Below are 23,765 nucleotides of genomic sequence, written 5' to 3'. Positions count from 1 at the left end.
ACCGATGACGACTGGAGTAGAGTTATAATCAAGGCTCATCAAAAAATCACTCAATTTCTTTGCCCTAAGCGCAACCGTTGATCTTTATTCTTTCTTGACACTGTATTGGCTGGTGTTTACCATGACCACCCCCACTCTCGACCGTACTGTGTTGACCGCCCAGCTCACTGACCTTGAAACCAAGGCATTAGAGGCGATCGCCCACGCTGCCGACCTCGACAGCCTTGAGCAACTACGGGTTGCTTACCTAGGCAAAAAAGGAGAACTGTCCCAAATTCTAGCCTTAATGGGGAAACTTCCCGCTAGCGATCGCCCCCACATTGGCAGCTTAGCGAACACCCTCAAAGAAAAACTGCTGCACACCCTTGAGGAGCGCCGCCACACCCTCCACACTGCTAACATTGCTGCCCAGCTTGCTGCAGAAAGCCTTGATGTGACAATGCCAGCGGTCTTTCGCCCCCAAGGGCACATTCATCCCCTCAACAGCACCATAGACCGCATTATTGATATTTTCGTGGGCTTGGGCTACACCGTGGACGATGGGCCTGAAATGGAGAGCGACTACTACAATTTTGAGGCGCTGAACACCCCTGCCGATCACCCCGCACGGGATATGCAAGACACATTCTACTTACCGGATGGCAATCTCCTGCGAACCCATACCTCTTCGGTGCAAATTCGCCACATGGAGCTGAACGATCCGCCCATTCGCATTGTTGCCCCCGGCCGTTGCTACCGCCGCGATACCGAAGATGCCACCCATGCCGCCGTCTTCCATCAAATTGAAATTTTAGCCATTGACGAGGGACTCACGTTTACTGACCTTAAGGGCACTGTCAGTACCTTTTTGGCGGAGCTCTTTGGCGATGTGCCGATTCGCTTTCGCGCTAGCTATTTCCCCTTCACCGAACCCTCAGCAGAGGTGGATGTGCAGTGGCAAGGACGTTGGCTGGAAGTCATGGGCTGTGGCATGGTAGATCCAGCCGTGCTCAAAAATGTCGGCTACGATCCGGAAATTTACACCGGCTTTGCGGCAGGTTTTGGTGTCGAGCGGTTTGCGATGGTGTTACACCAAATTGATGATATTCGCCGCTTTTACACCAGCGATCTGCGCTTTCTGCGTCAGTTTTAGGGGGGAGCCTTGACGGAACCACGCCTATTAGCAGTTCTCAATGGCAAAGGTGGCGTAGGCAAAACCACCACGGCCATTAATTTGGCCGCCACCTACGCCGAGCAGTACAAGGTGCTACTAGTCGATACCGACCCCCAAGCCTCGGCAACTTGGTGGTTTCAGCGCCATGGTCAAGGAATGGGGTTTGATCTGGCACAAGAAGTTAACCCCAAGCTCCTCAGTAATGTGCGCAAGCTGTCAGGCTACGAGTTAATTGTGGTGGATACTCCCCCTGCTTTAGCCTCTAGTGCCTTGGCGGCGGTGGTGCCGATCGCCGACTATGTCGTGCTGCCGACCCCCCCTGCCCCCATTGATTTAGCTGCCCTCATTGAAACGGTGAAACAAGTGGTTCAGCCCGCCAACGTGCCCCACCGCGTCCTCCTCACCCGGGTCGATCCCCGCTGTGTGGCCGAGGCACTTGAAGCTCAAAATACGCTGTTGCAGTTGGGGGTTGCGGCCTGCCACTCCTTTATTCGCGCCTACAAAGCCCACGAGCGGGCAGCTCTTGATGGGGTTCCCATTACCCAGTGGAAGGGAAAGCAAGCTAAGGAAGCGCAAGCAGACTACCGCCGCGTTGCCGAAGAACTACAGCGAGATTGGAGATAGACTCCTTGGAACACCACAACCTCAGCGATTTGCTGCGGGCAGAAGCAGCCAAGCAACCCCGCCCTCGCCCCAAGCGCAGTAGCCAGCCCACCAAGGCAGAGTTGACCGCTCAATTGGCGACGATGGCGGAGGCATTAAACGCGGCTCAAGCCGAAGCGGCAAGCTACGGGGCAGAACGTGACCAGTTACGGCAAGAGGTACACGACTGGCGCGATCGCTATGCCCAATTACAGGCGGAACTCGAGCAGCTACAGGCCACCCATCGGGAGCTACAGGCAGAGTTTGAGGAAGCCAAACAGGTTATTCGCGAGCTAACGGCACCGCACCCCTACCGGTTTGAAGATGTTGGCTTTAAGCCCCTTGTGAACGAAATCCCCACCCCCAATCCCGAGGCTGCGCGGCTAGGGGATGCAGAAATCGGTTGGTTTGATTAGAGGGTAGTCCTAAAGATGTAAGGATAGGGAAGACGACGTTACCTCAATTACATCCTAGCAACGACTCCGCCGACCCGCCCTCGCTGTCACTCCACTCATATCGTCAAGAACCGCAACATCCACAATGGGAAGCAGACCTGTAAGTGCCGTAAGTGCGCTAGACAGTTTGTGGGAGTGTCAGAACCTTGACTCCAGAGTGACGTCAATGAAAACTATCAGAACGTGCCGCGCTAAGTGAACGTCCGAGCTAAGGTGTTGCTGAATGTGGCCATGAATTCCCCTCATCCTCAACCTTTCTCCCTAGGGAGACCCTCATCCCCAACCCTTCTCCTTGGGGAGAAGGGAGCTAAGAGTCTTGTTCCCTCTCCTCTGGGAGAGGGCTAGGGTGAGGGCGGCAAAAGACTCAAATCCGATGCAACCATACGCGAACTGCGGTTATGAAGAACCGTGAAAATACGCATACAATCCTTGTGAAAGTTATTGCTACTATAGTAGGCAAGCCATCCAGCCCCCAGACAAAACCTATGGTCAACACATCATCTTCTTCTGCCCGCAAGGCGATCGCCCTGCGGAAAGCCGGTAACCCTACTGAGCGTTCCCTTGTTGCCTCTGGCTATGCCAGCCTTGAGCAAGTACGCGAAGCCATGAATACCGCCCGCAAAACGGGCAAATCCCTTGTGGTTGCCTTGCAAGAGATTACTGGCACCACCATGCCACCCGATGTGTTGCGTCAGTACCACAAACAACAACTCTTTGAACTCAAGGTCATCTACGGCGTTGACTGTCTTGATCCGGAACTCAACCGCTTTCCCACTGAGCAAATTGAAGAGTTAGTGAATACAATTTTGCCGGTAGATACCTGCCGAACCTATCAAGCTATTCCCATTGCCAAGTACCCCAACGCCGATCCCCCCTATGTACTCGTGGCAATGGTCGATCCCGACAACCTACAAGCCATCGATAACATCAGTCGTATTCTCCGCGGCCATAACTTTACCTTGAAGCGGATGGTGATTACCCTTGAAGACTACCAGCGACTCATTGATCCAATTCTCAACAAGCAAGTAGCAGAAACTGCTGCCAGCAAACATGCTCCAGCCGCCCTAGGTGATATTAACATCGAAGAAGACATTGAGGCCATTGGCGGCTTAGATGACGTTCAAGAGGGTCAAGAAGTTGACCTTGCCGATGCCCTACGGGGTGCTGAGGATGCGCCAATCATTGCCCTTGTCAATAAAATTCTGGCTAAAGCCCTCAACGACGGGATTTCCGATATTCACATCGAACCCCAAGAAGAGTACCTGCGGGTGCGCTTCCGTAAAGATGGCGTTCTCCATCAGGCCTTTGACCCTCTTCCTAAAAAAATTGTGCCTGCGGTCGTCTCGCGCTTCAAGATTTTGGCGGATCTCGACATTGCCGAGCGTCGTGCCCCCCAAGATGGCCGCATCCGCAAAATGTTCCAAGGTCGCCGCGTGGACTTTCGGGTCAACACCCTGCCCAGCCGCTGGGGTGAAAAGGTCGTCCTGCGGATTCTGGATAACTCAGCCACCCAATTGGGGCTTGACAAACTCATTACCGATCCTGAAAGCCTAGCAATTGTCCGCGAAATGACGAAGCGACCCTTCGGCTTGATCTTGGTGACGGGGCCCACAGGGTCTGGGAAAACCACCACCCTCTACTCTGCCCTAGCGGAGTGTAATAGTCCGGGGGTAAACATCAGCACCGCTGAAGACCCCATTGAATACTCCCTGCCCGGCCTAACGCAGGTACAGGTCATCCGTGAAAAAGGGATGGACTTTGCCTCCATTCTGCGTGCCTTCCTCCGTCAGGATCCGGATGTCATTCTGGTGGGGGAAACCCGCGACAAAGAAACCGCTAAAACCGCCATTGAAGCAGCCTTGACTGGTCACTTAGTCTTGACAACGCTGCACACCAATGATGCAGCCAGTGCAGTGGCGCGCCTCTCGGAAATGGGTGTAGAGCCTTTTATGGTTTCAGCGTCCTTGATTGGCGTGGTCGCCCAGCGGCTGATGCGGCGGGTGTGCTCAGAATGCCGTATTCCCTACACCCCTACTCCCGAAGAGCTAGCGCGGTTTGGTCTATCGGCCTCCAAAGGAGTGAATCTGACACTCTATAAAGCCAATAAACTCACTCCCGAGCAACTCCAAGCCGCCAAAGCCAGTGGCCAGCCAGTCTGCAGCAAGTGTGGTGGAGTTGGTTACAAAGGCCGCTGCGGGGTCTATGAAATTATGCGGGTTACCGAACGCCTACAGACCCTAATTACCGAAGGTGCCCCTACCGAGCGCATTAAAGAAGTGGCTGTCGAAGAGGGGATGAAAACCCTCTTGGCCTATAGCCTAAACCTTGTCAAAGAGGGGGTAACCACCCTTGAAGAAGTGGAGCGGGTAACCTTTACAGATACCGGTCTCGAATCAGAACTCAAAGCAAAACGTAAAAGTTCATTAACTTGCCGTACCTGTGGTGCCGAGGCTCAGCCCGAATGGTTAGAATGCCCCTATTGCCTGACGCCCCGCTTTATCGATTAGTTGCCCCTGAAATTGCAACCCTATTCTTACCCCAGTGACCTAAAACGAGGAATGGTGTTATGGATTTAATGATTGAAGACTTAATGGAGCAAGTGGTCGCCAATGGTGGCTCAGACTTGCACATTTCGGCAGGGCTGCCCCCTTACATTCGCATCAGTGGTAAGTTAACCCCCACGGACTATGAACCCCTCACACCGGAGCAGTGCCAACGGCTGATCTTCAGTATGCTCAATAACACCCAGCGCAAAAACCTAGAACAGAACTGGGAGTTGGACTGCTCCTATGGTGTGCGCGGCTTAGCCCGTTTCCGGGTCAATGTCTATAAAGATCGCGGTACCTACGCCGCCTGCTTGCGCGCCCTGAGCTCTAAAATTCCTACCTTTGAGCAGCTCGGCCTACCCAACATTGTCCGCGAAATGAGTGAGCGACCCCGGGGACTAATTTTGGTGACCGGTCCTACAGGCTCAGGGAAAACCACCACCCTAGCGGCCATGATTGACCTGATCAATAAAACCCGTGCTGAGCATATTCTCACGATTGAAGACCCCATTGAATTTGTCTATGAGCCGATCAAGAGCCTGATCCACCAGCGTCAAGTGGGCGAAGACACCAAGAGCTTCTCCAATGCGTTGCGGGCGGCTCTCCGGGAAGACCCCGATATTATTCTGGTGGGTGAGATGCGGGACTTGGAAACAATTCAGCTTGCCATTTCAGCCGCAGAAACTGGTCACTTAGTTTTTGGTACCTTGCACACCAGTTCGGCCTCGCAAACCGTTGACCGGATGGTGGATGTGTTCCCACCAGAGCAACAGCAACAAATTCGGGTGCAGCTCTCGAACTCCTTAGTGGCGGTCTTTAGTCAGACCTTGGTGCCGAAAAAGAATCCCAAGCCCGGTGAATTTGGCCGCATTATGGCGCAGGAGATTATGGTGGTCACTCCAGCCATTTCTAACCTTATTCGTGAAGGTAAAACCTCACAAATTTATTCCGCCATTCAAACGGGGGGTAAGCTAGGAATGCAAACCCTAGAGAAGGTCTTAGCCGACTATTACCGTGCTGGGATCATTAGTTATGAAGCGGCAATGTCGAAGTCGTCACGGCAGGATGAGTTGCAACGTCTCATTGGCACTGGCACTCCTGCTGCTGCTGTTCGTTAGTTGGTAAGTACACGTAGGGTCAATAGGGAACTGGGTTATGGCAACCTATGAAGTTCGGGTACGGGATGCCCAAGGTAAATATAAAACCGTACGGGAAGAAGCAACAACGCCGCGCGAAGCTCGCATGGCCTTGCAGCTACAGGGGGTTCAGGTTCTCGAAGTAAAGGAGGCCAAAAAACTCTCCCTTAAGTCCGATCTAGACCTGAGCTTTCTGTCTAAGATTACGGTGAAAGACCGCGCTATTTTCGCCCGCCAGTTTGCAGCTTTGGTGAATGCAGGGGTAGCCTTAGTGCGGGGGATTGGTGTGCTGGCGGATCAGGCAACCAACCCGAAAATGAAGAAGATTTTGATGGCGGTCAATAACGATATTCAACAGGGGAGTACCCTTGCGGATGCGATGCGACCTCATCCCGCTGCCTTTGATAGTTTGTTTGTGGCGATGATCCAAGCGGGGGAAACAGGGGGGGTGCTCGACGAAGTGTTGAATCGTCTCTCTAAGCTCCTTGAGGATCAAGCTCGGCTGAATAACCAAATTAAGTCTGCCTTGACCTATCCAGTGGTGGTGGGCGTGCTAGCGATAGGCATTTTCTTGGGGATGGTCATCTTTTTGATTCCAGTCTTTCAGGGAATTTTTACCCAGTTGGGAGGGGAACTGCCGCCCTTTACGGCTGCCATGGTGGCGTTGAGTGAATTTCTGCGCACGCCCCAATACATGGCGCTCTTAATTGTGACAGTGGTAGCAATTGTCTTTGGTATTCGGTTTTATTACAAAACGCCTAATGGGCGTTTAACCATAGATGCCTTGCTGCTGAAGCTGCCTCTGTTTGGGGACTTGGTGGAAAAAACGGCAGTGGCTCGGTTTTGTCGGACGTTTGGGTCGCTCTCGCGGTCGGGGGTTCCCATTTTGCGCTCCCTTGAGATTGTTAGTGCCACGGCTGGCAATCAAGTGATTTCCAATGCGATTGATCGGGCAGCCAAGGAAGTACAAACGGGGGGGATGCTGAGTATTGCTCTGCAACAGGAGCGGGTCTTTCCGGTGTTAGCCACCCAGATGATCAATGTGGGCGAAGAAACCGGTGAACTGGATAAGATGCTCATGAAGGTGGCTGACTTTTACGAGGATGAGGTCGAGCAGGCGGTAAAATCCTTAACTAGTGTGATGGAACCCTTGATGATTGCGGTGTTAGGGGGTATGGTAGGCTCAATTCTGGTAGCGATGTATCTACCCATGTTCAAAATCTTTGATTTGGTCAAATAGTCTGCGACTCATGGGGCATCTTGGGCAATCTCACTACGAGGTGTTGGATGTGCCGCCAAGTGCGTCGCTGGCGGATATTCGTCGTGCCTATCGGGAAAAGAGCAAGCTCTACCACCCGGATACCACCACACTGCCGGTGGCGATCGCTCGGGAAGAATTCCACCGTTTGAATGAAGCCTATGCGGTGCTCACCAATGCTGAGCAGCGGCAGTGGTATGACCTGCAATTACAGTTACGGTCTAGCCGTAGCGGTGGTGTTCCTAGCTCACCTAGTCAGCTCAGTCCACCGCTCTATAGGGCAGCGCGCCCCCAAGACGATCGCCCCCTCTCCGCCGGAGAGCTGTTTGCCCTATTCATTTTGGGGGTGACGTTTGTTGGCTGCTTGCTCCTTGCGGTGATAGTTGGGTTCTCGCAGCAGGGGCAAGAGTGGATTTTACAGATTGTTAACAACGTAGCAGCGTAACATGACGACTCTTCCCAGTGCAAATACGCCTTTATACAATCATGCGTTGCCTCAGCTTGAAGAGTGGCTACGGCAAAAGGGATGTGTGCAGAATGACACCGATATTCATTGCTGGGATATTGATTATCCGCAATGGTCGGCACAAATTTGTTTGGATATTGAAGAACTGCAAGTGGTGTACCACGATCGCCTCGAAGGGACGACCATTCAGCGATCGTTTAAGTACTCCCTTGCCCGCTCTGATGTTGAAGACGCTATTTTTGCTGGCCCCTAGGGGGGATGCTGCCAAAACCAATCGGCGATCGTGGGGTCTGCTGTTTCGGCGGTGGTAGGGTTCAATAGGATAATTGCTTGGTGCAGGGGTTGAGACGACAGCCGCCGTTGCACCCGCTGGGGAATGCCATCACCGTAGTAGAGGTGCCCCCGTCCAGCCAGCACAACGATTAAGCGCTCAGGGTGCTGCTGATGATAGTCGGCAATGGCTGCGGCCATGGTTTCATCCCATAACACCTGTGCTTGATAAAAAAACTCTATATTCACGCTGTGGCTGCGACCTTCGTGGGCTGTGCGAAAAATCTTGGCAAGGCGATCGCGGTAGCGCGTGTTGCTTAGATCAATCTCTTCAAGGGGGGAATATAGTGCAAATTGCCATGCTCTAAACTCTGCAACCCTGAGCGTGCCACTTGGCGGGTAATTTCCGTAGGGGTGTTGAGGGCAATCAGGGGAATGCGGTGCTCCTTAGCAAAGCGAAACATAGGCGCGTACAGTGACCATGGAAACCCCCAGCGCTGCGCGTACTCCGTTTGAGCAAGCAATTCCATTTCGGTTATTTCACCAGCAATATAGGCATCTAGGGCTGCTTGATAGGGACGCTGAATCATTTCAAGGGCGATCGCCAACGGGCGGCCACAGCGGTGTACTGCTTGCAAGATCGCTAACTGAGCATCATGATCCGCAGAGCTATCGTGGGTTTCGCCAAGGTAGAGAATGTGGCTGTGCTGCCACTCTCTCAACGCTGCTTCTGGTTGCACAACAGCAGCACCCTGCCAGACCTGTTGGGCTGTGGCCAAAGCTGGCACTCCTAGGAATAAGGTCAGAGCAAAGGGTACCATTAAGCGCCGCCACCGGAGCAAGTGGCACTGTGCTTGGATAGACTGTCTCAAGGGGGATGTCAAACGGTAGAATATCTGCCAAGATCGAAGTAGAATCGCTGCCGACACTAAGACAGCTATTTTACGTTCCGTGTTCCTCTCTGGATTATCACCTGCAAAAAAACGCTGAAGCAACTATGCAATCTCCCCATCCACTTGAACTGACGGATCCCGTCACTGTTGAGACCGGCAGCCATCACCCTGAAGTGAATGGTAACGCACTTGTCAAAACTGAGGCTGCTCCGTCAGAACTGGTGAAGCCAGATCCTCGCTTAAGCGATCCTCGGGCTGAGGCGCTTAGACAGATGTTGGAGCGTCATCGTGGCAACCGCCAGCTTGTGATTTTGCAAGATTTTCCGGATCCAGATGCACTCTCCTCCGCTTGGACCTATAAGCTTATCGCCGAGAAATTTGACATTCAGTGTGACATTGCCTACGCCGGTGCCCTCAGTCACCAAGAAAATATTACCCTTGTGCGCCTGACTGGTATGCCCTTGGTGCGTTGGAATGTTCAGGGGGCAAAAAATAAAGATCAGCGAGACTGCTCCTGCTATCAGGGCTACGTTTTGGTCGATAACCAAGGAACCACCAGCCAGTTATTACCCATTGTGCAAGAGGCCGGGCTACCGGCGATCGCGATCATTGATCACCACAACCTCCAAGAAACGATTCAAGCCGAATTTACCGATATTCGCCCCACCACCCGTGCAACCGCCACAATTCTGACCCAGTACCTCCAATCGGGACTCCTCCCCCTAGACAGCAGTAACCCTATTCACGTCAAGTGCGCCACTGCCCTGATGCATGGGTTGCGATCCGATACAGACTGCCTGAAGCAAGCAAAAGAGGAAGATTTCCTAGCGGCGGCCTTTTTGAGCCGCTACATCGACTATCAGCTCCTCAATACCATCCTGCAATCCCATCGCTCGAAGCAAGTGATGGACGTGATTGAGCGTTCTCTGAAAAATCGCTCCATTCACAATAACTTTTCTATTTCTGGGGTGGGATATATTCGCTACGAAGACCGCGATGCGATTCCCCAAGCAGCAGATTTCCTCGTTACGGAAGAGAATGTCCATACTGCCGTCGTGTATGGCCTCGTTCACGATGAAGATGAAGAGGTTGAACTGATTATTGGATCCTTGCGAACCACGAAAATTACCCTTGATCCGGATGAGTTTATCAAGGAAGCCTTTGGTAAAGATCGCCAAGGGCGTTTCTTTGGGGGGGGACGTTCCCAAGCGGGAGGGTTTGAAATTCCGGTAGGGTTCTTATCGGGTCTCAATGAGAATGCTGAATACGCTAAGCTCAAGTGGAATGTTTATGACACCCAAATCAAGCAGAAACTGCTCCACTTAGTGAATCCCAAAAATAACGTTCTCCATGGTACAGAGTAACTTCGTGCTAGGAGACCCTCAACAATACTATCAATAGGCTATATGTCAGAGCTAACTCTTTTGCTGGTTCGCCACGGCATTGCGGTAGAGCGTGATGTTTTTACAGGCACCGATGGCGATCGCCCCCTCACTGCTAAAGGGGAACGGAAAACGCTCCACGTGGCTCAACGCTTACTCGAAGTTGGCGTAGAAGGAGAACTCATCCTCAGTTCACCCCTGCTGCGAGCACGCCAAACCGCTGAAATTTTACTTGAGGCGGGGGTGGCCACTGAGCTGATGATCTCAGATCTGTTGACCCCTGTCGGTAGTTTTAATACGTGGCTAACTTGGTTAGCGCATTGGCGACACGATCACGATGGAACATTAATCCTTGTCGGTCATGAACCGAATCTCAGTCACTGGGCTGAGTTTCTTCTGTGGGGGAAAGCCTTGGGACATTTGCAACTCAAAAAGGCGGGCATTATTGGCCTCAAGGTACCGCAGACAGATCCTGTAGCAAATAGTCAGCTATTCTGGCTGACATCCCCAAAATTTTTCGTGACCAACAGGAGCGCCTCTTAACCCTCTTAACAGGGATCATCTTGTATAGCACCGTTTATAGGAGTGATGTGGGCGGGCTAAAACCCCTCCGCTTTAGCGAGGGGATACAGCCAACTCAGGGGGCTTTAGCCCTCTCTATGTGTTAAACTAGAGATGTGGAAAGTAGGCGTATCAACTACGCGAAGAAACATCCTAGTACGGAGAAATCCCGGCAAGTAAGTCACTACCGCTTTGGCGGCAAGCCTAAACCACTGCAAGCAATGGCAGGATGTTGAGCGTATCGAATTGGCTAGTGTTGAAAAGCGCGAAACCACGAACCGAAACGTAAACGTAGTCCCAATAGCAGAAATGCTTGAGGTGAGTAGGGGGTCTTTGACTGCCCCCACCCGCATTAAGTTATGGGTGACAGCTCAAGGGAAAAGCGAAGCAACGCGGCTTCAGCCCGTTGCGTAGCATCCTTTGGGAATCCCCTCTCTTTCAAGGAGGGGAGAAGTCAATACCGCAATTCATCTCACGCCTCAATCAACGATTTGAAGCGGAGGATTCTTGCAGTTATATGCTAAAATTGCCTAATAAAGTCGTGATCACCTTAGTTATTCACCAGCTTCAGGCGGGTGGTCAATAGCTCTGAGGATGATGATGATGACTTAAACGCCGAAGTCTAGTACTCTGCTCGATCTAACGTGCCTACAAAAGGCTACTGTATAATTTATAGCCGCTGATTCATTATAAGGGTTTGACCTATGTCCAGTGCATTGTCCGTCACTGATGCCACCTTCAAAGAAGAAGTTTTAGACAGTGAACTTCCTGTCCTTGTTGACTTTTGGGCGCCGTGGTGTGGACCGTGCCGGATGGTTGCCCCTGTGGTTGATGAAATCGCCAACCAGTATGCGGGCAAGGTCAAGGTGGTTAAGGTCAATACCGATGAAAACTCCAAGGTAGCCACTGACTACGGTATTCGTAGCATCCCTACCCTTATGATTTTTAAAGGTGGCCAAAAAGTTGATATTTTAGTTGGCGCAGTTCCCAAAACAAAAATTGAAGCGACTCTTGAGCAATTCCTTTAGAATTTTTTGCTTCAATCAATTGCGTGACGCACCTTAACCCGATGGTGACGATACAGCAACCGATTGTGATTTATGTGAATGGAAACCCTCACAGCCTTGAGCGATCGCTCTCGATTCTGGAGCTTTGTCAGGTTTTAGGGATCCATCCTCGCTTGGTGGCTATTGAATATAATGGCGAGATTTTGCATCGCCAGTTTTGGCAGGCAACTCAGGTCAATAGCGGCGATCGCCTCGAGATTGTCACCATTGTGGGGGGCGGTTAATGGGGCGACGGCCCTGGTGGCTGCTTGTGCTGCTAGTGTGGTGTTGCACCCTTATTGTGGGCAGTTGTCGTGTCTCTGTTGCCCCTCGCGCCAATCAACTGGTGAGTGCTGTTACTGCCGACCCCAAAACCTTTAACTACGCCCTCAGCCAAGAGTCCCCTAACGTATTTGGGTACCTCTACAGCGGTCTAGTGCAAGAAAATGGCCTCACGGGGGAACTAGAGCCAGCCTTGGCAGAATCTTGGCAGGTCAAGCCAGAAACCCTTGAAATTATCTTTCAACTGCGCCCTAATCTGAAATGGTCTGACGGGGAACCCCTGACCAGTGAGGATGTGGTCTTCACCTACAACGAGGTGTACTTTAATCCTGAGATTCCCACGAGTAGCCGTGATATTCTCCGCATTGGCCCACAGGGGTTGCTGCCCACGGTAACTGCCCAAGGCGATCGCCAAGTCACGTTCAAGCTGCCCGAACCCTTTGCCCCCCTCTTGCGCAATACGGGCTTACCAATTTTACCGGCGCACAAATTGCGATCAGCAGTGCAGGAGCGCGATCGCAATGGTCGCCTCAAATTTCTCTCCCTTTGGGGCACCGACACCGATCCTCGCGAGATTGTGGGTAACGGCCCGTTTGTTATGGATCGCTACATTAACAATCAACGGCTGATCTTTCGCCGCAACCCCTACTACTGGCGATCGCCGTTGCCCCGCATTGAACGGTACATCTGGCAGATTGTTGAATCCACCGACACCGCCATGCTGCAATTTCGCTCTGGTGGGTTAGATGTATTTGCTGTCACTGCCGATATGTTTTCGCTGCTGAAGCGCGAGGAAACACCCGGACAATTCCGCATCTATAACAGTGGGCCTAGCACAGGCACTGTATATATCGCCTTTAACCTGAACCGAGGGAAACGCAATGGCAAACCCCTTGTGGATCCAGTGAAGTCCGACTGGTTTAACGAGGTACGCTTTCGCCAAGCAGTGGCCTACGCCCTAGATCGCCAGCGCATGATCAACACCATCTATCAGGGGTTAGGGGAACCGCAGCACTCCACCATTGCCACCCAAAGCCCCTTTTACTTTTCGCCAGAGGCGGGGTTACCCACCTATACCTATCAACCAGAAAAAGCCAAGGAACTGCTCCAGGCCGCAGGCTTTCGTTACAACGCCCAAGGCCAACTCTTTGATGCCAAGGGGAACCGTGTCCGCTTTTCACTGATCACCAACGCTGGCAATAAAATCCGCGAAGCCCTTGCTACCCAAATTCAGCAGGACTTAGGAGCCATTGGCATGCAGGTGGACTTGCAATTTCTAGCCTTTGGCACCCTCGTGGATCGCCTCTCCAATTCCCTTGAGTGGGAGTGCCATCTCTTGGGATTTACCGGTGGTGGCAGTGAGCCAAATGGCAGTGCTAATATTTGGCGAGTGGACGGCCTCTTGCATAGTTTTAACCAACAACCCAGCCCCAACCAGCCACCGTTGACTGGCCGAGTCATTGCTGATTGGGAGCAGCGTATTAGTGATCTTTATATCCAAGGGGCACAGGAACTGGACGAAGAGCGGCGCAAGCCAATCTATGCCGAAGCCCAGCGACTCGCCCAGGAATACTTGCCCTTTATTTACCTGATTAACCCACTGTCGCTCACTGCCTTTCGCAACCACGTCATTGGTGCAAACCCAACGGCACTTGGCGGTGCCCTGTGGAACTTAGATGAGCTACGGGTGGACGCAGCCTTCAGCGCCGATAATTAGCGAAATCGGCGGGACACCCCGCACCGTATTTGTGAATTGTGTTTACTCAACACAGTCCTGTCAACTACACCGCCATAACCTTGACTGACCCTCTCGAGGGCATCAGCCATGACCGTTGAGTGATGGTGCCCGTATGATGCGCAGCGGTTTTGTCCAAATTCCAAGTGTATGATGGCAACAGGTTAGACACTGCAAACGGAAACTCCCGGTTCTTTTGACTGATCGCCTGCCATTGTTACCGCTTGCTGCAATGGGCGCGTCTCTACAATGATCTCTACAATGAAACAATTTTCGTCACCCTTTTTCTCTCAACTCTCGGTTTCGTGGCAACGCCTTGGCCTACGCTGGAAGCTAACGGTTGCCTTGGCCGCTGCTGCTATTTTTCCGGCGGCGATCGTCACCGAGTCTTTAATTCAGTTGAGCACCTTGAACTTTGAGCGGCAGCTCCAAGAGCAGTTGCGTTCTAGCCTTGATGATTTGGACTGGGAGATTAATAACCTCAGCTACGAAGCCCGCATTCAAGCCCTCCTGATTGCTAACGCTCTGCGCGCTGAGAACGGCAATCTCAGGGTACGAGAAATGATGCAGCCTGAGCGACTGGCTCTAGTGCTGGAACGGGTGGATGTCTCTGAGCAACCCATGAACATTATGATGATCGTGGATGCAACAGGGACTGTTCTTGCGCAACGTACCATGCTGCTAGCGGCCAGTAAGGCTCAACTCCTAAACTTGCAGGAACAAATTACCTCCCCATACCGGTTGGCACCCAGCCAAACAACGAGTATTGCAGCCTTGGCTCCCTTCCGGGTGGGGCGCGATCGCCAAGAGATGATCAGTGGTTTAGTGCTGCTCAATGGCGCTGAATTGAAGTTACTGGGGTTAGAGCGCCAAGGGAAAATAACCCTGCGTCCCCAGCCCATCACTAACCTACCGGTACAGGAGCAACCTGCCCCAGCGGGTACTTACCCCATTGAAGATGGCAATATTGGGCTTTTTGCCTTTGCCGCCAAACCCCTCTATGAGGGTAATCAATTTCAAGGGATGATTTTGACCGGTGTGCTACTGAACAAGATGCCGGATTTAGTGGATCGCACCCAACAGTGGTCTACGGTTGAGACGGTGGCAACCATCTTCGCCCAAGATTTACGAATTGCAACTAATGTCCCGTATCTTGACGGTCAAACCCGTGCCATTGGCACTCGAGTCTCGCGGCAAGTTGCGAGCACTGTGCTGGATCAAGATCGTATATTTCAAGGCAAAACGAATATCATTGGCTCCCCCTACGCGACTCTGTACCAGCCGCTGTACGACTTTCGCAAAACCCTTGGGCTGCCCCATCCTCCCCCATTGGGATGGCCTTTGTGGGTAAGTCGCAGGCGTGGATTTCCGCCATGATTACCCAAAAGCGACTAGCAGCCTTTGTAATTACCCTGATTACCCTTGCGGTGGCAACGGGCTGGGCATACGTGAGTGCAAATGCGATTGTGAAACCCATCCAAGCTCTGGCCAATTCAACCCGGCGTGTCCGAGAAGGTAACTTGGATGCACAGGTACGCGTGGAATCCTTTGACGAGGTTGGCGATCTGGCGGAATCCTTTAATGCGATGCTTGTGCAACTGCGGCGGTCGTTTCAGGAGCTAGAGCAGAAAAATCGTTCTCTTGAGCAAATTCGCGATGAACTCATTGAGGCCAATGAACAGTTTGAGGCGGTCTTAAATGCTGTTCCGGGGACGATTTCTTGGATTAACGCTGAAGGGATTTATAAAGGGGTCAATCGCAAGTTAGCTGAAACCCTAAATTTACCACCAGAAGCATTTATTGGCCGCCCCCTTGGCTTTTTGCGCGAAGATGGTGAACTGGCAGAGTTTATGCATGAATTTGTCAACTCTCCTGACCTCTTTGCTTCGCGGGTCATTTCTGTTAGGCGAAATGGCACGATCATTTTCTACCTAGTGGCCTTACAAAAATATATGAAGGGTACCCACACCGTTTCTGTGGGGATTGATATTACCGATCGCATCCGGGCGGAGGAGGCGCTGCGGATTGCGGAGGAAAATTATCGCAGTATTTTTGAAAATGCCCTTGAAGGCATCTTTCAGGCGAGTGCTGACAGTCGCTTTATCCGTGTGAATGCAGCGATGGCCAGTATTTTTGGCTTTGACTCCCCTGAGCAGATGGTGGCATCAATCAGCAGTATTCGCGATCAAGTGTATGTGGAGGAGTCCACCCGGGATGAAATTACGAACCACTTTGACAGCGGTAATACCACGGGGCATTTTGAGTTCAAAGCCTATCGGCGCGATCGCCAGATCATTTGGGTAGAGGTGGATATGCGAGCTGTCCTCAATGCTGACGGGAGCATTGCTTATTATGAGGGCTTAGTGCAGGACATCACCGAGCGTAAGTATCGCGAACAGGCGATGCAACAACAGATTGAAGAGTTAAAGGTTGAAATTGACCACGAAAAACGGCGGCAACAGGTAGCAGAAATTACTGAGACAGAATATTTTCAACAACTGCGGCAGCAGGCTAGCTATCTGCGCAAACGCAGTCACCGCATGACTACCTAGGGCACCTACGTGAAGGCAGGGTGGCAACAACGGCTGCGGTTTCTGCGGCCTTTACCTCTGATTGCTGTGGTTCGCTCAGCAGACCCCATGGTGGCGATCGCCCAAGCGGATCGTTATGTCAGTGCTGGCCTCACCTGTTTAGAGGTAACCTGGAGCACGCCTGACGCGGCGGCAATTATTCGCCATCTGCAGCAGCAGTACCCCCACTGCACAATCGGTGCTGCGACGTTACGCACCACAGCGATGCTAGACGCTGCCCTTGTTGCTGGCGCACAGTTCTTGGTTAGCCCCCACACCGCTGTTGATTTCATTCCCCACGCCCAAGCCGCTCACGTCCCGCTGATTTTGGGTGCCCTAACGCCGACAGAAATTGTGCAGGCATGGCAAGCAGGGGCAGATGCGGTGAAGGTGTTTCCGGTGATGGCCTTGGGGGGAGCAGCCTATGTGCGGATGCTGCGGCAGCCATTTCCAGACATTCCCCTGATTCCCTGTGGGGGCATTCCTTGGTCAGAGGTGATCCCCCTCCTGAGGGCAGGGGCGATCGCCATTGGTATGGGCAGTCAACTAAGCCAAGGGCTAACCCCCAGCGAACTCACGACGCAGGTGCATCAGATTCGCCATGATTGCCAACAACTGGGGATAGGGTTCTAACCCGCTCGGTATGAAAGCGTTGTCGTCGCCAGCGTTTTCCCAACTCTAAGCCAATGGTGGCGTGAAAGTCATCTTGCACTTTAGCCGTCAGGCGGTAGGAGACTTGGCGCACAATTTGGGCAAGAACACGATTTCCTGTCCCCTGAACTAGGCCATGGGGCAAGCGATAGATAAACCTCGGAAAATACATTTCCACCCGCAGGTCAAGCTGCCAATTCACCCGCGTGTAGTCATAAATATTGCGATCAAGCAGCTCAGGATCGGTTTCTGGCTGAGCTTTGAGCGGTACCAGATCCATCGCCGCTGCAAACTTCACGTTGTAGTTCAAAAAGGGCTGATCGGGCACTGGAATCGTTTCAATCCGATATACACCCTGATCTTGGGGGAGCAGATGCAAGCCAATTTTCGGCTCTACTTCGTAACCATGGGAGCCATAACGCCCAATGGTAAGAATATAACCATGCTGGCCAACGGGGGTCGCCTGCATAGGTTGAGCGCAGCGGTAAAACCATTCCTGATGGTTATTGAGATACTGCTCATACTGCTGTACGGGTGCGTAAACCTCCATCCACCCTTGAAATTGATTGTGAAAGATGAAGGGGGGGCGATCGACTGTTAGGGTTGAAAGGGCAGCCGGTTCAGTATCACCGCTGGACGTCGTCATAGGCTCTGGGCACTCAAGAAATGGCAATTACCATTGATCGTGGCATATTCTTGCAGCCATAGGATTGCTCTTACGTGGAGTATTTTTCCATAGCAGATCTGCTATGGAACCAGCGGTAACCATGGCGCGTCAAATCCTTGGGTTTACATTTTTTTACATTTGGCGCACGCCTAGCAAGACGTTAGGATACCTCCCCATGCTGACAGCCTTGACACAGTGGTCTGCCACGCAACTGCGACGGGTTCCCCGCATCTTAGGGCTGATTCTGCTTGTGCCAGCACTCGCTTATCTGTTCTGGCAACACCGCGCTTGGGGCGATCGCGCCTTGAAGGCACTCTGTGATGGCTTACTGACGGTGCGCACTGTTCCCTTGTTAGGGATTGAGCATCTTGAGAAGCCATGGCTATTTTGGCCATTAGTGCTAATGGTGGGGTTGAGTGGGGTTGTCCTGCGCTGTTGTACAGTACGGCAGCAATGGGGGCGTCTCGTCATTGTGTCTAGTCTATTGGCACTGATGCTGCGTTACCTGCTGTGGCGATCGCTCGTCACCCTAAATTTACGAACCCCAACAGAAGCAGCTGTCAGTCTTCTCCTACTAGGGATTGAAGGTTTCATCATGAGTGGCTACGCCCTGCAACTGTACCTGCTACTGAAGGTTAACGATCGCCGGCCCCAGGCAGATGCAGCGGCGATGGCCGTTAAAGCCGGGCGCTATCAACCGTGGGTCGATATTCTCATCCCCACCTATAACGAGCCACTCACGATTCTGCGCCGCACCATTGTGGGGTGTCAGGCGCTGGACTATCCCTACAAGCGCATCTATGTCTTGGATGACACCCGCCGCCCTGCCTTGCAGGACTTGGCAGCAGAGCTGGGATGCCACTACCTTGCTCGCCCAGATAATCACCATGCCAAGGCGGGCAATTTGAACCATGCCCTTGGCCACACCCACAGCGAGCTGATTGCTGTGTTTGACGCCGATTTTGTGCCAACGCGCAATTTTCTCACCCGTACCGTTGGCCTATTTCAAACCGCCGATATTGGCTTGGTGCAGACCTACCAAAGCTTCTACAACCCCGATCCAGTAGCCCGTAATCTGGGGCTTGAAACCCAACTGCCCCAAGAAGTGGAAATCTTTTCTCGCCATTACCAGGTGTTGCGCGATAGCATTGAAACCGCCCTGTGCTACGGCAGTTCCTTTGTGGTGCGGCGGTCTGCCCTTGAGGCGGTGGGGGGCTTTGTCACCGACTCCCTCAGTGAAGATTACTACACTGGCATTCAACTGGCGGCAGCCCACTATCGGGTGGTGTATCTCAACGAGAGCCTCAGTGCCGGTCTGTGTGCTGACGACATGGGCGGCCACATTGGGCAGCGGTTGCGTTGGGCGCGGGGTACTCTACAAGGATTTTTTATAGCCGCAGGCCCTCTTCGTGCCAAAAATCTCACCCTTTTACAGCGCTTGGCTCACCTTGAGGGAATGAGCCAGTGGTTCCACAGTCCGCTACGACTGTTGCTACTAGTGTTACCCCTTGCCTCGGCGTTTTTGGGCATTGTGCCCTTGGAAACCACCCTGCGGGAGTGGGTGTACTATTTCTTGCCCTACTACTGGCTACTTCTAAGTACCTTTGCCTGGCTCAATGGCCGGAGTCGTTCTGCGCTGATCTCAGATGTATATGCGGTCGTGCAGTGTATTCCCCTCACCCTCACGGTGGTTCAAACGTTAATTCGCCCCTTTGGACGTGGATTTTGGGTCACCCCCAAGGGAACCCGTGGCGATCGCTACCGTTTTCAGTGGAGCTTGGGGTGGCCATTACTGGTCTTATTTGGCGCATCACTGGTGGCGGCTGTGCTCAACTGGCACCATCTGCAAGCGCGGGGGCTGATCTTGGCATGGGTCTGGAATCTTTACAATTTAGTTATCTTGGCTCTGGCCATTTACAGCCTGATTGAGCGCCCCCGTCCCGATCCGTACGACTGGCTAAGGGTGCAGCAAACCGTTGAATTGCACCTAGCTTGGGATCAGTCGGCAGCAGTCTGGGGTACCACCACCCACCTCTCGGAAGGGGGGGGCGGTTGTTCAGCTCCATCAAGCTCTCCCCAGTTCGGCGGTGAACGTTGAGGTCACCCTTCGCCTCCTCGAAGTGGGTATCAATCTTGCGGGCACGATTGTTGACATTACCCCGCAACCTAGCGCCAGCACACCCCCAACGACGCTGATCACGATCCAGTTTGCCCCCCTCAGCCTCGACACCTACCGGCAGTTAATCCGGTTCTTGTTCTGTGAGCCAAATCGCTGGCAGTGGCCACAGGCTCCCTCTGAATTGAAGACCTTGGGGCTGTTGCTCAAAACGCTCGTGTGGCCGCCCATCCTACAGCGCCACCTTAGCCGCCAAAGGCGCGATCGTAGGCGGAACTGGAGCCAACCAGCATCGAGCCAATTCCCGAGTCCGTAAAAATTTCCAGCAGTAGGGCGTGGGGAACGCGGCCATCAATGATATGGGCTGCTTTTACCCCCTGCGCTAGCGATCGCACACAACAGGTCACCTTGGGAATCATCCCACCAGACACAACTCCCTCTTTGATGAGTTGCCGCGCCTCAGCAATATCCATCCGATAAATCAGGGTACTGGGGTCATGGTAATCGCGTAAGATTCCAGCGGTGTCCGTCAGCAAAATTAACTTTTCAGCCCCTAAAGCAGCCGCAATTTCGCCGGCTACCGTGTCGGCATTAATATTGTAGGCCTGCCCTGTTTCGTCCGCCGCCACACTGGAAATGACGGGAATATAGCCCTTTTCCACGAGAGTGGAGACAACACGGATATCCACCCCCTGCACTTCACCCACAAAGCCAATACTGTCCTCCCCTTGGGCGCGGGCACGGATCAAGTTACCATCTTTGCCGCACAATCCCACGGCTTGACCACCCGCTGTGTTAATCAACGTTACAATTTCTTTATTGACTCGCCCCACCAATACCATTTCCACCACATCCATCGTGGCCGCATCGGTGACCCGCAAACCATTTTTGAATTGCGGTTCAATATTTAGCTTTGCTAACCAAGTATTGATTTCAGGCCCACCCCCATGCACCACCACAGGACGAATGCCCACATAGGACAAAAAGACAATATCGCGAATCACCGAATCCTTGAGGTGTCCCTCTTTCATCGCCGCTCCGCCATACTTCACCACGAAGGTGCGCCCCGCAAAAGACTGTAGGTAGGGTAGGGCTTCGCTTAAAACCTGTACGCGATCGTTATCCGTCAGCATCGCTTGTGAGTCCTAGAACCCTAGACACGGATCAATGGGCGGCGGCGATGCCTTTGGCGGATCTTTTTCAGCGGCGATCGCCAACTGCGCCGCCACGCCGGCCGCATAGTCACGAATAAGAGACCACAGGAGCGGCGCTAGCCACCCCCGCAACATCACCGAGCACGAAATATGACTCCCACAGAGGGTTGACTCAATGCGATAGGTCACCCGCTCTTCCACCCCCGGCAGCACTAAAATGCGAATACTCAAAAGCTTCCCCGGCGACACCCGCTCCACAAAAATCTGAATTGGCCATGGAATCCAGCGCGTCACCGCCTGAAAGATAAAGCCGGGTTTAGGCACGAACCCGTAGGGCACATTGGTACGTAAAATCAGCGGGTGCCATGAGACATCAGCTAAATTGACGATTTTGCGCCAAATTAAATCGACCGACGCTGAACTCAGGGCTTGATAGGTTCCTGCCAGCGGCCAACTGTAGGTCATCCCAGTAGTCTTTTTACGTTGATGATGGGGTTCGGCCACAGTTCGTTTACCCTAATGATGCATTGATTTGTTTGCCCATTTGCGCTGCAGATAACAAACAGCGGTAGCGCGATGCCCTAGGGCAGCACGCCAAATCTATCTTACCCAAAACAGGGAATGCATGGAGAACACTAGGGCGTTGCTGAATAGAAGTATGACTTTCGGGTTTGACTCTTTTGTCGCCTTCACCCTAGCCCTTTCCCAAAGGAGAGGAAACAAGACTCTTAGCTCCCTTGTATCTTAAAACTAGAGAGATAGACCGTCACCCCTTAGATGCGAGACATCATGGAGAAGCTAGGGTCATCTCTCTGATGCAACAGGTCAAACTCGAATCATCGGTTGGGACAGTAGAACCCGCATGACGCAAGGTTGAGTAAACACCTGATTTACCCCCAGACAGGCGCAAAAGTGATATGCAGGATCAAGAACAATGGATTGGCATTGATGTGTGTAAGCGGTGGCTAGATGTACATCTACGTCCCCAGAAGCAGAGTTTTCGCGTGAGCAACACCGCGAGTGGGATTCGCGAACTTCTGACTCACCTGTGTCCGCCTGAGGCGGTCGCTCGGGTGATTCTAGAATCCACTGGCGGCTATGAGCGGTCAGTGGCGTTGGTGCTGTCCACGCTAGCCTATCCCGTGGTCGTGATTAATGCTCGGCAAGCGCGAAACGTTGCCAAAGCTGCCAATCAACTGGCTAAAACCGATCCGGTCGATGCCGCGATTTTAGCCTGGTTTGGCGAAGCGATGAAACCACCGATTCGCTCATTGGCCAGCGAAGCGGACGCAGAACTTCAGGACTTGGTGACCCGCAGGCGGCAACTGGTAGACCTCCTGACTGCTGAACAAAACCGCTTGTCAGGCTTACGCGGAACAGCCCAAGCAGATATAGCAGCTCACATTGCATGGCGCAAAGACCGCATTCAGCAACTAGACGAGCAGATCGACACCCAAATCCATCCATGTCAGCCCTGGCAGGCAAAACAGACGCGGCTGATGACGGTTCCAGGGGTGGGCAAGGTCGTCGCCGCTACCTTGTTAGCCCTGTTGCCAGACCTGGGACAGTTGTCCACTCGAAAAATCAGTACGCTGGTGGGCGTTGCCCCATTCAACCGAGATAGTGGGCAGAAGCAAGGCAAACGCGCTATCTTTGGTGGTCGTGCTGCTGTGCGTCAACTGTTGTACATGGCAGCTTGGGTGGCGGTGCGCCATAATTCAGTGATTCGCGTCTTCTATCACCGCTTATTAGCGAAGGGCAAGGCTACCAAAGTAGCGTTAGTGGCTTGTATGCATAAGCTATTAACAATTCTCAATGCCATGCTCAACCATGGTACGGACTGGCAGCCGTCCAACTCAGATGGGAGTCAATCGGCTGTTCCAGCATCATCATTTGCTTGACTTTTAAGATAATCGCTTCTCCTTAGGAAGAAGGGTTGGGGATGAGGGAATTCATAGCCACACTCAGCAACATTGGGGAGAGAAAGCCTCTATGCTAAACACAATTACTGCTGCGCCAACAACACCCCTGCCACCATGGCCAACGGGCTATCATTTTTACAGTCCGGGCTACTCCTTTAGCTATGAGGTCATTGGTCCGTGTTGTCGCCTGTTTGATCGCGAGCAGCTACCTTGGCCCTGCTGCCGCATTGCGTGGCGCAGCAAAGAACCGAGTTGGCGGCGGATTGGCCGTCGATTAGTGGTGGATGGGGCAACAAAGCGCCACCCTAGCTACGCCGTTTACCATCGAGAAACAAACACCGTCATGATGATCACCCTGTACTGGATCCACCTAGAAGGACGCGATCGCCAGTGGTGGTACGGCGCTTGACGAATATATTTGAGGTATCACTGGGGGTAAATTCCTGTCAATGGCATCTTATTTACCAGCCCCGGAACTGGTATGGACCTTAAAAGCCAGCCTAGTATTTAAGCACGGTCAAACCAGAGAACCTTAATCACGCCGCTACCGACTAGAGTTACGAGTCCGACAATAAACGCCCATAGCCTTGCATCTGTAGCACGTTGCTGAGTACGAAGCTCATTGATGTCATCCCGCAGTTCAGAGCGTAAGCCATCAACCTTATCATTAATTACCTTGATTTCAGCCCTTACCGTATTAAATTGCTCATTACTCTTGGACTGGTTCACCCTAACTTCTAAGGTCAATGCTTGGAGTTCAGACTGAACCCTTTTCATATCGCCTTGCAATTCTTTAAGAATATCCATGATTTGCTTGGCTTCTGATGCTGGTATCGGCTCACTCATGGTTATCTCCCTCA

The 23,765-nt window shown here is 52.6% G+C and carries 26 protein-coding genes; 20 read left to right on the top strand and 6 right to left on the bottom strand.

What is annotated here, in order from left to right:
• Positions 1 to 121: 121 nt before the first annotated feature.
• The 9 genes from pheS to BRW62_RS07730 all read left to right on the top strand — a co-directional run bounded on the left by pheS (position 122) and on the right by BRW62_RS07730 (position 7,909).
• Complete coding sequence (pheS, locus tag BRW62_RS07765; protein WP_099798969.1) at positions 122 to 1,132, top strand: phenylalanine--tRNA ligase subunit alpha; 1,011 nt, start codon at positions 122 to 124, stop codon at positions 1,130 to 1,132.
• A gap of 9 nt (positions 1,133 to 1,141) precedes the next feature.
• A complete protein-coding gene (locus BRW62_RS07760) occupies positions 1,142 to 1,777 on the top strand; it encodes a ParA family protein (protein ID WP_099798968.1) in 636 nt (211 codons plus the stop codon).
• A gap of 5 nt (positions 1,778 to 1,782) precedes the next feature.
• A complete protein-coding gene (locus BRW62_RS07755; protein ID WP_099798967.1) occupies positions 1,783 to 2,211 on the top strand; it encodes a hypothetical protein in 429 nt (142 codons plus the stop codon).
• Positions 2,212 to 2,262: 51 nt separating this feature from the next.
• On the top strand, positions 2,263 to 2,400 hold the full coding sequence (locus BRW62_RS15510) for an IS1/IS1595 family N-terminal zinc-binding domain-containing protein (RefSeq protein WP_455650735.1): 138 nt from the start codon (positions 2,263 to 2,265) through the stop codon (positions 2,398 to 2,400).
• Between the two features lie 335 nt (positions 2,401 to 2,735).
• The gene (locus tag BRW62_RS07750; RefSeq protein ID WP_099798966.1) at positions 2,736 to 4,757 is read left to right on the top strand and encodes a GspE/PulE family protein; all 2,022 of its coding nucleotides are present in this window, start codon (positions 2,736 to 2,738) and stop codon (positions 4,755 to 4,757) included.
• Between the two features lie 59 nt (positions 4,758 to 4,816).
• Positions 4,817 to 5,914, top strand: coding sequence for a type IV pilus twitching motility protein PilT (locus BRW62_RS07745; protein ID WP_099798965.1), 1,098 nt, complete (start codon positions 4,817 to 4,819; stop codon positions 5,912 to 5,914).
• Positions 5,915 to 5,951: 37 nt separating this feature from the next.
• Complete coding sequence (locus BRW62_RS07740; RefSeq protein ID WP_099798964.1) at positions 5,952 to 7,172, top strand: type II secretion system F family protein; 1,221 nt, start codon at positions 5,952 to 5,954, stop codon at positions 7,170 to 7,172.
• The gene (locus tag BRW62_RS07735) at positions 7,156 to 7,635 is read left to right on the top strand and encodes a J domain-containing protein (protein ID WP_227517309.1); all 480 of its coding nucleotides are present in this window, start codon (positions 7,156 to 7,158) and stop codon (positions 7,633 to 7,635) included. The genes BRW62_RS07740 and BRW62_RS07735 overlap by 17 nt, the downstream gene beginning before the upstream one ends.
• Before the next feature lies 1 nt (position 7,636).
• A complete protein-coding gene (locus BRW62_RS07730) occupies positions 7,637 to 7,909 on the top strand; it encodes a DUF3143 domain-containing protein (RefSeq protein ID WP_099798962.1) in 273 nt (90 codons plus the stop codon).
• Here the strand turns inward: BRW62_RS07730 and BRW62_RS14640 are convergent.
• Together BRW62_RS14640 and BRW62_RS14635 are read right to left on the bottom strand one after the other, a co-directional pair.
• Complete coding sequence (locus BRW62_RS14640) at positions 7,906 to 8,211, bottom strand: ChaN family lipoprotein (RefSeq protein WP_338064277.1); 306 nt, start codon at positions 8,209 to 8,211, stop codon at positions 7,906 to 7,908. The two genes, BRW62_RS07730 and BRW62_RS14640, sit on opposite strands and share 4 nt — an antisense overlap.
• 32 nt (positions 8,212 to 8,243) lie before the next feature.
• Complete coding sequence (locus BRW62_RS14635; RefSeq protein ID WP_250644928.1) at positions 8,244 to 8,798, bottom strand: ChaN family lipoprotein; 555 nt, start codon at positions 8,796 to 8,798, stop codon at positions 8,244 to 8,246.
• A 125-nt stretch (positions 8,799 to 8,923) separates the two neighbouring features.
• On the opposite strand from BRW62_RS14635, the gene BRW62_RS07720 reads away from it, so the two are divergent.
• The 8 genes from BRW62_RS07720 (at position 8,924) to BRW62_RS07690 (ending at position 17,028) form a co-directional block, all read left to right on the top strand.
• Complete coding sequence (locus BRW62_RS07720; protein WP_099798961.1) at positions 8,924 to 10,183, top strand: DHH family phosphoesterase; 1,260 nt, start codon at positions 8,924 to 8,926, stop codon at positions 10,181 to 10,183.
• Between the two features lie 42 nt (positions 10,184 to 10,225).
• Positions 10,226 to 10,744 carry a phosphohistidine phosphatase SixA gene (gene sixA / locus BRW62_RS07715; protein ID WP_099798960.1) on the top strand — a complete coding sequence of 173 codons (519 nt, stop codon included), beginning with the start codon at positions 10,226 to 10,228 and terminating at the stop codon, positions 10,742 to 10,744.
• A 722-nt stretch (positions 10,745 to 11,466) separates the two neighbouring features.
• Positions 11,467 to 11,790 carry a thioredoxin gene (trxA, locus tag BRW62_RS07710; protein ID WP_099798959.1) on the top strand — a complete coding sequence of 108 codons (324 nt, stop codon included), beginning with the start codon at positions 11,467 to 11,469 and terminating at the stop codon, positions 11,788 to 11,790.
• A gap of 50 nt (positions 11,791 to 11,840) precedes the next feature.
• Positions 11,841 to 12,053, top strand: a complete 213-nt coding sequence (gene thiS, locus BRW62_RS07705; RefSeq protein WP_376787936.1) for a sulfur carrier protein ThiS — start codon at positions 11,841 to 11,843, stop codon at positions 12,051 to 12,053.
• On the top strand, positions 12,053 to 13,807 hold the full coding sequence (locus tag BRW62_RS07700) for an ABC transporter substrate-binding protein (RefSeq protein WP_099798957.1): 1,755 nt from the start codon (positions 12,053 to 12,055) through the stop codon (positions 13,805 to 13,807). The genes thiS and BRW62_RS07700 overlap by 1 nt, the downstream gene beginning before the upstream one ends.
• A 279-nt stretch (positions 13,808 to 14,086) precedes the next feature.
• Positions 14,087 to 15,202 (top strand): cache domain-containing protein, encoded by a 1,116-nt coding sequence (locus BRW62_RS13385; protein ID WP_198405938.1) that lies wholly within the window; start codon positions 14,087 to 14,089, stop codon positions 15,200 to 15,202.
• Positions 15,169 to 16,377, top strand: a complete 1,209-nt coding sequence (locus BRW62_RS13380; RefSeq protein WP_198405937.1) for a PAS domain S-box protein — start codon at positions 15,169 to 15,171, stop codon at positions 16,375 to 16,377. The genes BRW62_RS13385 and BRW62_RS13380 overlap by 34 nt, the downstream gene beginning before the upstream one ends.
• Positions 16,378 to 16,386: 9 nt before the next feature.
• Positions 16,387 to 17,028: a bifunctional 4-hydroxy-2-oxoglutarate aldolase/2-dehydro-3-deoxy-phosphogluconate aldolase gene (locus BRW62_RS07690; protein ID WP_198405936.1), complete on the top strand. Its 642-nt coding sequence runs from the start codon at positions 16,387 to 16,389 to the stop codon at positions 17,026 to 17,028.
• Here the strand turns inward: BRW62_RS07690 and BRW62_RS07685 are convergent.
• A complete protein-coding gene (locus tag BRW62_RS07685) occupies positions 16,970 to 17,692 on the bottom strand; it encodes a DUF1997 domain-containing protein (protein WP_099798956.1) in 723 nt (240 codons plus the stop codon). The two genes, BRW62_RS07690 and BRW62_RS07685, sit on opposite strands and share 59 nt — an antisense overlap.
• Before the next feature lie 103 nt (positions 17,693 to 17,795).
• Here BRW62_RS07685 and BRW62_RS07680 point away from each other — a divergent pair, with 103 nt between their 5' ends.
• Positions 17,796 to 19,811, top strand: coding sequence for a glycosyltransferase family 2 protein (locus tag BRW62_RS07680; RefSeq protein WP_157768340.1), 2,016 nt, complete (start codon positions 17,796 to 17,798; stop codon positions 19,809 to 19,811).
• Positions 19,812 to 20,074: 263 nt separating this feature from the next.
• Here BRW62_RS07680 and argB read toward each other — a convergent pair whose 3' ends face one another.
• Positions 20,075 to 20,962 carry an acetylglutamate kinase gene (argB, locus tag BRW62_RS07675; protein WP_099798955.1) on the bottom strand — a complete coding sequence of 296 codons (888 nt, stop codon included), beginning with the start codon at positions 20,960 to 20,962 and terminating at the stop codon, positions 20,075 to 20,077.
• A 12-nt stretch (positions 20,963 to 20,974) separates the two neighbouring features.
• Positions 20,975 to 21,448, bottom strand: coding sequence for a polyketide cyclase / dehydrase and lipid transport (locus BRW62_RS07670; protein WP_099798954.1), 474 nt, complete (start codon positions 21,446 to 21,448; stop codon positions 20,975 to 20,977).
• A 452-nt stretch (positions 21,449 to 21,900) separates the two neighbouring features.
• On the opposite strand from BRW62_RS07670, the gene BRW62_RS07665 reads away from it, so the two are divergent.
• Both BRW62_RS07665 and BRW62_RS07660 read left to right on the top strand, forming a co-directional pair.
• Positions 21,901 to 22,884: an IS110 family RNA-guided transposase gene (locus tag BRW62_RS07665; RefSeq protein ID WP_099798953.1), complete on the top strand. Its 984-nt coding sequence runs from the start codon at positions 21,901 to 21,903 to the stop codon at positions 22,882 to 22,884.
• Positions 22,885 to 22,975: 91 nt separating this feature from the next.
• A complete protein-coding gene (locus BRW62_RS07660; protein ID WP_198405935.1) occupies positions 22,976 to 23,314 on the top strand; it encodes a hypothetical protein in 339 nt (112 codons plus the stop codon).
• Between the two features lie 98 nt (positions 23,315 to 23,412).
• Here BRW62_RS07660 and BRW62_RS07655 read toward each other — a convergent pair whose 3' ends face one another.
• A complete protein-coding gene (locus BRW62_RS07655) occupies positions 23,413 to 23,751 on the bottom strand; it encodes a hemagglutinin (protein WP_099798952.1) in 339 nt (112 codons plus the stop codon).
• Positions 23,752 to 23,765 lie beyond the last annotated feature (14 nt).

Origin of the sequence: Thermostichus lividus PCC 6715 (genome assembly GCF_002754935.1) — a bacterium.
GTDB classification, from domain to species: Bacteria; Cyanobacteriota; Cyanobacteriia; order Thermosynechococcales; family Thermosynechococcaceae; genus Thermosynechococcus; species Thermosynechococcus lividus.
This window is presented reverse-complemented; position numbering and strand designations above follow the sequence as displayed.